The following is a 7098-nucleotide window of genomic DNA, read 5'->3' on the forward strand; positions in this document are numbered from 1 at the left end:
TCAATTATGTTGGCTGCAACCCCCCGCCGGGCAACCGGCGGGCTTGCGCTTTTTCTGATTGAACGAGAGGCACTGGCATGCGGTTTTCACCCTTTGTTGAGCGAATTGCAGGGCAGGGCGTCGCTGCCTGGGACATTCACCACGCCGCCTTCCAGGCCAGCAGCAAGGGCGAAGACATCATCATCCTGAGTGTGGGCGACCCGGATTTCGCCACACCGGCGTTCATCACCGACGCCGCCGTCGAGGCCCTGCGCCAGGGCGACACCCACTACACCGAAATCCCCGGCCGCCCGGCACTGCGGGACGCCATCGCCGCACGTTACCGCCAGTCCCTGGCTCGCCCACTGGATGCTGAAAACGTCATCACCGTGGCCGGGGCGCAGAACGCCTTGTTCGTCACCTCGCTGTGCCTGTTGCAGGCCGGTGATGAAGTGATCGTGCTCGACCCGATGTACGTCACCTACGAAGCCACGCTCAAGGCCAGCGGCGCCACGCTGGTGCGGGTACCGTGTTCCGCCGACCGGGGCTTTCGCCTCGAGCCGGCCCTGCTGGCCGCGGCCATCACGCCCCGCACCCGGGCGATATTTTTTTCCAATCCCAACAACCCCACCGGCGTGGTGCTCAACCCTCAGGAGTTGCAAGCGATTGCCGACCTGGCGATCGAACATGAGTTGTGGGTGGTGGTGGACGAGGTCTATGAAAGCCTGGTGTTCGACGGTGAATACCACAGCCTGGCCGCGCTGCCGGGCATGGCCGAACGCTGCATCGTAATTGGCAGCCTGTCCAAATCCCACGCCATGACCGGCTGGCGCATCGGCTGGATCGTCGCCACGCCGGCCATGGTTGCCCACGCCGAAACCCTGGTGTTAAGCATGCTGTATGGCTTGCCGGGGTTTGTGATGGAGGCCGCCACCGCCGCCATATTGGCCCACGATGAAGTCACCCAGGGCATGCGCGAAACCTACCGACGTCGGCGCGACCTGGTGGTCGCGGGCCTCAGCGGCTGCCCGGGCATTCACGTGCGCGCCCCGCAAGCGGGCATGTTTGTGTTGGTGGACGTGCGGGACACCGGCCTCAGCTCCCTGGATTTCGCCTGGCGCCTGTTCCGCGAAGCCGGGGTTTCCGTGCTGGATGCCGCCGCGTTCGGCGAACCGGCCCAGGGCTTCGTGCGCCTGTCGTTCACCCTGGGTGAAACGCGCCTGGCCGAGGCCTGCGCGCGCATCAGCGGCTTCGTCGCCAAGCTGGCCGGCGAACCCCGGATAGCACCTGCGGCCGCCATCATCAGCGTGCAGCCGATAGCGGCGAAGAAGATGATCGAGGTGCTCGACCTGCACAAACGCTTCGGCAATATCGAGGTGCTTAAAGGCATCTCCCTGACCGCCCACGAAGGCGAAGTGATCTCGTTGATCGGCGCCAGTGGTTCGGGCAAAAGCACCTTGCTGCGTTGTATCAACATGCTGGAAGTGCCGGACCAGGGCAGCATTCACGTTGACGGCGAAAGCATCAAACTCAACTACGGCCGCCCCGGCGCACCGCTGGTGGCCGATGCCAAACAGTTGGTGCGGATTCGCTCCACCCTCGGCATGGTGTTCCAGAACTTCAACCTGTGGCCCCACCGCACGGTGCTGGAGAACCTCATCGAAGCGCCGATCCAGGTGCTGCGGGAAAGCCGTGCCGAAGCCATCGAGCGTGCCGAAGCCTTGCTCGACCGGGTGGGCCTGGCGGCCAAGCGCAATGAATACCCGGCGTTCCTCTCCGGTGGCCAGCAACAGCGGGTAGCCATTGCCCGCGCCCTGGCCATGCGCCCCAAAGTCATGTTGTTCGACGAACCCACCTCAGCCCTCGACCCCGAACTGGTGGGCGAAGTGCTGCGGGTGATTCGTTCCCTGGCCGAAGAAGGCCGCACCATGATCCTGGTGACCCATGAAATGGCGTTCGCCCGGGATGTGTCATCCAAAGTCGCTTTTTTGCATCAAGGCCTGATCGAGGAAACCGGCTCGCCGGACTCGGTGTTTATCGACCCACGCAGTGAGCGTTGCCGGCAGTTCGTCAACGCGCATCAGACTCGCTAACTCCAGAAAAGACGGGGCAAGATCATGAAATCCAAACGATTGGCAAAGTGGTTGAGCAGTGCAGTATTGATGCTGGCGGCAGGTTCGGCGCTTGCAGCGGAAAAACCCATCGTGTTCGCGGTGGCGGCAGAACCCTACCCGCCGTTCACGGTGAAGGGCGGCAATGGGGAATGGACGGGCTTTGAGGTCGACCTGATCCACAAGCTCTGCGGCCTGATGAAGGCTGAGTGCCAGATCAAGGAAGTGGCATGGGACGGGATTATTCCGTCGTTGCTGGCGAAGAAAATCGACGTGATCTTCTCCTCGATGTCGGTCACCGACGAGCGCGAAAAACAGATCGCGTTCAGCCGCGCCTACTACGATTCGCTGCTGGGCATCGCCGGGCCCAAGGGCACCACCGTCGAGGTTTCACCGGCGGGCCTGAAGGGCAAGGTCATCGGCGTGCAGATCTCCACGGTGAGCGCCAACTACCTGAAGAAGTACTACGAGAAAATTGCTGACCTGAAGTACTACGACACCCAGGAATCGGCCAACGCCGACCTGATTGCCGGGCGCACCGACCTGATGATGGCCGACGGTATCGCCATCGCCATGATGGTCAAGACCCCTGAAGCCCAGGGCCTGGCCGAAATCGCCGAAGTGCCTTACGACCCGGTCATCGGCCGTGGTGTAGGGGCCGGCCTGCGCAAGGAAGACACCGCACTCAAGGCCCGCCTGGACAAGGCGATTGGCGAGCTGTTGGTGAGCAAAGACTACGCTGACCTCTCGCAGAGTGTGTTTGGTGTGTCGGTCAGCCCGTGCAAGCGTGCCGATACCCCGGCCTATATCAGCAAGGTATGTGACAGCCCCTACACAAACTGACCCGGTAGAAGGGGAGTGCTTGTGGCGAGGGAGCTTGCTCCCGCTGGGGTGCGAAGCGCCCCCCAAAAATGGGCCTGCTGCGCAGTCCAGCGGGAGCAAGCTCCCTCGCCACAGCAAGCTCCCTCGCCACAGGGTCATCGCCTGTCATAGAAATAGGGAGCGCCGATGTTCGATTTACTCAACTTCAGCGAGCAAGGCTGGGGCAACGCATTGCTCAAAGGGTTATGGATGACCCTGCAGATCTCCGCCGGCTCGTTTGCCGTGGGGCTGCTGATCGGCCTGGTGGTGGCCTGCGCCAAGCTCAATGCCCCCCGCCCGATTGCCCTGCTGATGCGCGGTTACACCACGGTGTTTCGCGCAGTGCCCGAGTTGCTGTTGATCCTGTTGCTGTATTACGCAGGCTCCATGGCGCTTAACGCGCTGATGCTGTGGCTGGGGTTTGAGCAGTTCAACATCAGCGGCCCGCTGGTGGCGGTGCTGGTGCTGGGGCTGGTGCAAGGGGCGTACGCCTCGGAGATTTTCCGTGCGGCCATCCTGGCCATTCCCCACGGGCAGATCGAAGCGGCGCGGGCCTTTGGCTTGAGCGGCTTTGGCCTGTTCCGCCGGGTGACCCTGCCGATCATGGCGCCGTATGCACTGGCCGGCATGTCCAACCTGTGGATCAACCTGATCAAGGACAGTGCACTGATCAGCGTGGTGGGCACCAACGAACTGCTGTACACCGCCAAACAGGCGGCGGGCTCGACCCGGCACTACCTGTTGTTTTACCTCACGGCCGCCGCCTTGTATTACCTGGTGACATTGGCCTCCAACTACCTGTCCGGGCGCCTGGAGCGACGTATTCGTCGCTGGATGCCGGTTGTCGAGTGAGCCGCACATGCCTGAGTGGATAAGTTATTACGCAGGACTGATCGCCAAAGGCTTGCAGACGACCCTGTCGTTGCTGGTGATTTCGGCCGTGTTCGGCTTCGCGCTGGCGGTGCTGGTGGCCTTGGCACGCTTGTCCCGGCGCAAGTGGCTGGCCCGTTGCGCACTGGGTTACACCAGCGTGCTGCGGGGTACACCGCTGCTGATCCAGATCTACATTTTCTACTACGGCCTGGGCAGCCTGTTTGCCCAGTTCCCGATGATTCGTGGCAGCTTTTTCTGGCCGTTCCTGCGGGAGGGCTACTGGTACATCGTGTTCGCCCTGGTGCTGTCGGTGGGGGCGTACGTCGGTGAGGTGATTCGCGGCGGCCTGCTGGCGGTGCCCAAGGGCGAAATGGAAGCCGCCTCGGCATTTGGCATGACCCCGCGCCAGGCGCTGTGGCGCGTGCGCTTGCCGAGGGCCATGCGCCTGCTGCTGCCGACCCTGGCGGGGGAGACGGTGATGCTGCTCAAGTCCACCGCGCTGGCCTCGACCATCGCGGTGGTCGACCTGCTCGGCGCCGCCAACGTGGTGCGTGCCCAGACCTTGCAGATCTACCAGCCGTTGCTGTTGGTGGCCGGGGTGTACCTGTGCCTGACCTTCCTGATTGAAGCCCTGTACGCCATTGCCGAGCGGCGTGGCACACCATTGCGCAGGTCTGCCGGATGAAAACCGATCGCTCGTTGCAAGGGATTGCCCTGTGCTCGCTGGCCTATGCGTTCCTGGCCTTGCAGGACGCCGGGATCAAATGGCTGGTGGCCGATTATTCGGTGTTTACCATCCTGTTCTGGCGCAGCCTGGTGGTGGTGGCCGCGTGCGTGATCGCCGGACGCATGGGGTTGCTCAAGCGTGCGTGGCACTCGGTCAGCCGCAAACTGTTGATCATCCGGGGGCTGTTATCGCTGCTGGCCTGGCTGCTGTATTACACCGCCGCCAAGGACCTGACCCTGGCGGAAATGACCACCCTGTATTTTTCCGCGCCGATCATGGTCACCTTGCTGGCAGCGCTGATCCTCAAGGAACGCGCCAGCCGCGGCCAGTGGATTGCGCTGATCATCGGTTTTGTCGGCGTGGTGATTGCCTGTCGCCCCAGCAACATGGTCGACCCGTTGCCGATCGCCCTGACGCTGGCGGCCGCGCTGTGTTGGGCCTTCACCTATATCCAGCTGCGCCAGGTGGACGACAACACCTCAGTGCTGGAACAAATGCTGATCACCAACGGGGTGTTCGTGGTGTGCATGGCGGTGGCGCTGCCGTGGACGCACACACCGCCGCCCACACCTGCCTGGCTGGGCATGCTCGGCGCCGGGCTGGTGGGCGGCATTGGCCAGTTCCTGTTGTTTGCGAGTTTCCGCCGGGCCACGGCGACATTGCTGGCGCCGTTCGAATACACCGGTTTGATCTGGGCGTTCCTGCTGTCGAGCCTGGTGTGGGGCACCTTGATGGACGTGTCACTGATTTTTGGCGCCGTGCTGATCGCCATCAGCGGCACCCTGGCCATGCTCACCGCCCGGCACCACGCCTCACAGGACGTGGTCGGCGCCGAATGCTCCGTGACGCAACCCTTGTATCCAGCAGCGGCAGATGTGCAGCCCGTTGGCGGGGCTGAAGGTGCCGGGGTTGAGGCACCACTCAAGCCAGAGTCCGTCGAGCATCGCCGATAAGCCGATGGCGGCCAGGCGGGTGTCGTGGATCACGAAACCTTCGCTCTGTGCCAGGTCGTCGAGCAGTTGGCGGATCAGTTCCAGGTAGGCGCGGTAGCTTTTTTCATGGGAGTCATTCACGTGGGCGGAATGGCGGATCAGGCTCCAGAACACCACCCACACGCCGAGGAGCTTGGGGTCCATGACCCGTGAGGAAAACGAGCCGGCGAGAAACGCATCCAGCCGCGCCGCCGGGCCCTGGGCCTGGTCGACTTCCTGCCACAGGGCGGTGGTCAGTTCGCTGGCGAGTTTGTGGTAGGTCTCGGCGATCAGTGCATCGATGCTGCCGAAATGATGATTGAGCAATCCCACCGAAACACCGGCTTCAGCGGCGATACGCCGTACGGAAATACCGGCATGCCCGTCCCGCGCGAGGCTGGTGAGGGTGGCGGCAATCAACAGGTCGCGACGGTCTTCGGCCACAGGCACACCCTTGGTAAATACAGATGATTGAACGTGCGTTCAATATATACCGGCAACACCAACAAGAGGAGGGCAACGGCATGGCAAAAGACCTTTCGTGGCACGTCCCCGGCGATTCCGGGAACACCCTGCACATTGGCGCCTGGCGCTTTGAAGGGGACGGCAGCGGCCCTCGGGTACACCTGCAGGCCGGCGTGCACGCCGATGAAATCGCCGGGATGCTGGTGTTGCACCACCTGCTGCCGCGGTTGCAGGCGTGCCAGGACCAGGGGCGGCTCAAGGGTACGGTGACCGTGGTGCCCCAGGCCAACCCGTTTGGCATCGGGCAGTTTCGCCAGGGGCGGTTGCTGGGGCGCTTTCACGAGGCCACCGGGCAGAATTTCAACCGTGGGTTTGATCATTCACTGGCCATGGAGCGCCCGGCCAGCAACCTGGCGCAATGGCAAAAAAGCCTGGTGCAACTGGCCGCCGATGCCGAGTTGGTGCTGGACCTGCACACCGATGATGAGGCGCTGCCGTACTTGTATATCCACCGTAGCTTTTGGCCCGAGGGCCGGGCGCTGGCGGCGGCGTTGCAAGTGGACGTGGTGATTGTCTGGGATGAGGGCGGTGATGGTTCGTTTGAAGAGACCATTATTGATCACGCCCAGCCGCGATTGGCCGCGACGATTGAATTGCGTGGGCAGGCGGATGTGAGCGACGCCCTGGCCGGGCGGGATGGTGATGGACTCTGGGCATGGCTCTGCGCCAGCGGGGTGATCGACGAAGTGCCGGCGATTGCCGATTGGCAGGGGCAGGTGGTGGACATGGGCTGCATGGAAACCATTCTGGCGCCGTGTGCCGGGGTGCTGGTGTTTGAAAAAGGCCTGGGTGAGCAGGTGGAAGAGGGCGAGCGGTTTGCGCGGATTATCCGGCGGCCTGGGGAGCCGGCGTCCGAGGTGGTTCTGTATGCGGCGCAAACCGGGCGCATGGTGACGGGGCACCGGGAGCGGTTGGTCTCCCAGGGTTCGGTGGTGGCCAAGTTCACTGGTTCACGGTTGTCTGACAGCTACAGTGGTGGGGTGTTGGATCCTTAGTGGAGGTATACATATCCGTTGCTGCGGTAACGGCTGCTATGGGTTCCGCCCTTACG

The 7098-nt window shown here is 63.1% G+C and carries 6 protein-coding genes and 1 pseudogene; 6 read left to right on the top strand and 1 reads right to left on the bottom strand.

From position 1 onward, the window contains the following. The first annotated feature begins 77 nt into the window (after window positions 1–77). The 5 genes from HX855_RS33630 (at window position 78) to HX855_RS03730 (ending at window position 5504) form a co-directional block, all read left to right on the top strand. Window positions 78–2072: an aminotransferase class I/II-fold pyridoxal phosphate-dependent enzyme gene (locus HX855_RS33630; protein ID WP_177085038.1), complete on the top strand. Its 1995-nt coding sequence runs from the start codon at window positions 78–80 to the stop codon at window positions 2070–2072. A gap of 24 nt (window positions 2073–2096) precedes the next feature. Further along, window positions 2097–2933: a transporter substrate-binding domain-containing protein gene (locus HX855_RS03715; RefSeq protein WP_177085040.1), complete on the top strand. Its 837-nt coding sequence runs from the start codon at window positions 2097–2099 to the stop codon at window positions 2931–2933. Window positions 2934–3098: 165 nt separating this feature from the next. Next, on the top strand, window positions 3099–3803 hold the full coding sequence (locus HX855_RS03720; RefSeq protein ID WP_177085042.1) for an ABC transporter permease: 705 nt from the start codon (window positions 3099–3101) through the stop codon (window positions 3801–3803). Window positions 3804–3810: 7 nt separating this feature from the next. Next, complete coding sequence (locus HX855_RS03725) at window positions 3811–4509, top strand: ABC transporter permease (RefSeq protein WP_177085044.1); 699 nt, start codon at window positions 3811–3813, stop codon at window positions 4507–4509. Then, a complete protein-coding gene (locus HX855_RS03730) occupies window positions 4506–5504 on the top strand; it encodes a DMT family transporter (RefSeq protein WP_177085046.1) in 999 nt (332 codons plus the stop codon). Before HX855_RS03725 ends, HX855_RS03730 begins: the two co-directional genes overlap by 4 nt. On the opposite strand, the pseudogene HX855_RS33150 reads toward HX855_RS03730, so the two are convergent. Continuing rightward, window positions 5460–5972 (bottom strand): annotated as a pseudogene (locus HX855_RS33150) (TetR family transcriptional regulator C-terminal domain-containing protein); the annotation flags it as partial. The gene HX855_RS03730 and the pseudogene HX855_RS33150 sit on opposite strands and share 45 nt — an antisense overlap. 74 nt (window positions 5973–6046) lie before the next feature. Between HX855_RS33150 and HX855_RS03735 the strand changes: the two are divergent. Next, window positions 6047–7042 carry a succinylglutamate desuccinylase/aspartoacylase family protein gene (locus HX855_RS03735; RefSeq protein WP_177085048.1) on the top strand — a complete coding sequence of 332 codons (996 nt, stop codon included), beginning with the start codon at window positions 6047–6049 and terminating at the stop codon, window positions 7040–7042. Window positions 7043–7098: the final 56 nt, after the last annotated feature.

The sequence above is a fragment of the Pseudomonas sp. IPO3778 genome (genome assembly GCF_013386825.1).
Taxonomy (GTDB): domain Bacteria; phylum Pseudomonadota; class Gammaproteobacteria; order Pseudomonadales; family Pseudomonadaceae; genus Aquipseudomonas.

Bases quoted from the DNA above. Each gene is read 5' to 3' on its own strand.
- HX855_RS03725 (WP_177085044.1), top strand. From the start codon at position 3,811: ATGCCTGAGTGGATAAGTTATTACGCAGGACTGATCGCCAAAGGCTTG.
- HX855_RS03730 (WP_177085046.1), top strand. From the start codon at position 4,506: ATGAAAACCGATCGCTCGTTGCAAGGGATTGCCCTGTGCTCGCTGGCC.
- HX855_RS33630 (WP_177085038.1), top strand. From the start codon at position 78: ATGCGGTTTTCACCCTTTGTTGAGCGAATTGCAGGGCAGGGCGTCGCT.
- HX855_RS03715 (WP_177085040.1), top strand. From the start codon at position 2,097: ATGAAATCCAAACGATTGGCAAAGTGGTTGAGCAGTGCAGTATTGATG.
- HX855_RS03720 (WP_177085042.1), top strand. From the start codon at position 3,099: ATGTTCGATTTACTCAACTTCAGCGAGCAAGGCTGGGGCAACGCATTG.
- HX855_RS03735 (WP_177085048.1), top strand. From the start codon at position 6,047: ATGGCAAAAGACCTTTCGTGGCACGTCCCCGGCGATTCCGGGAACACC.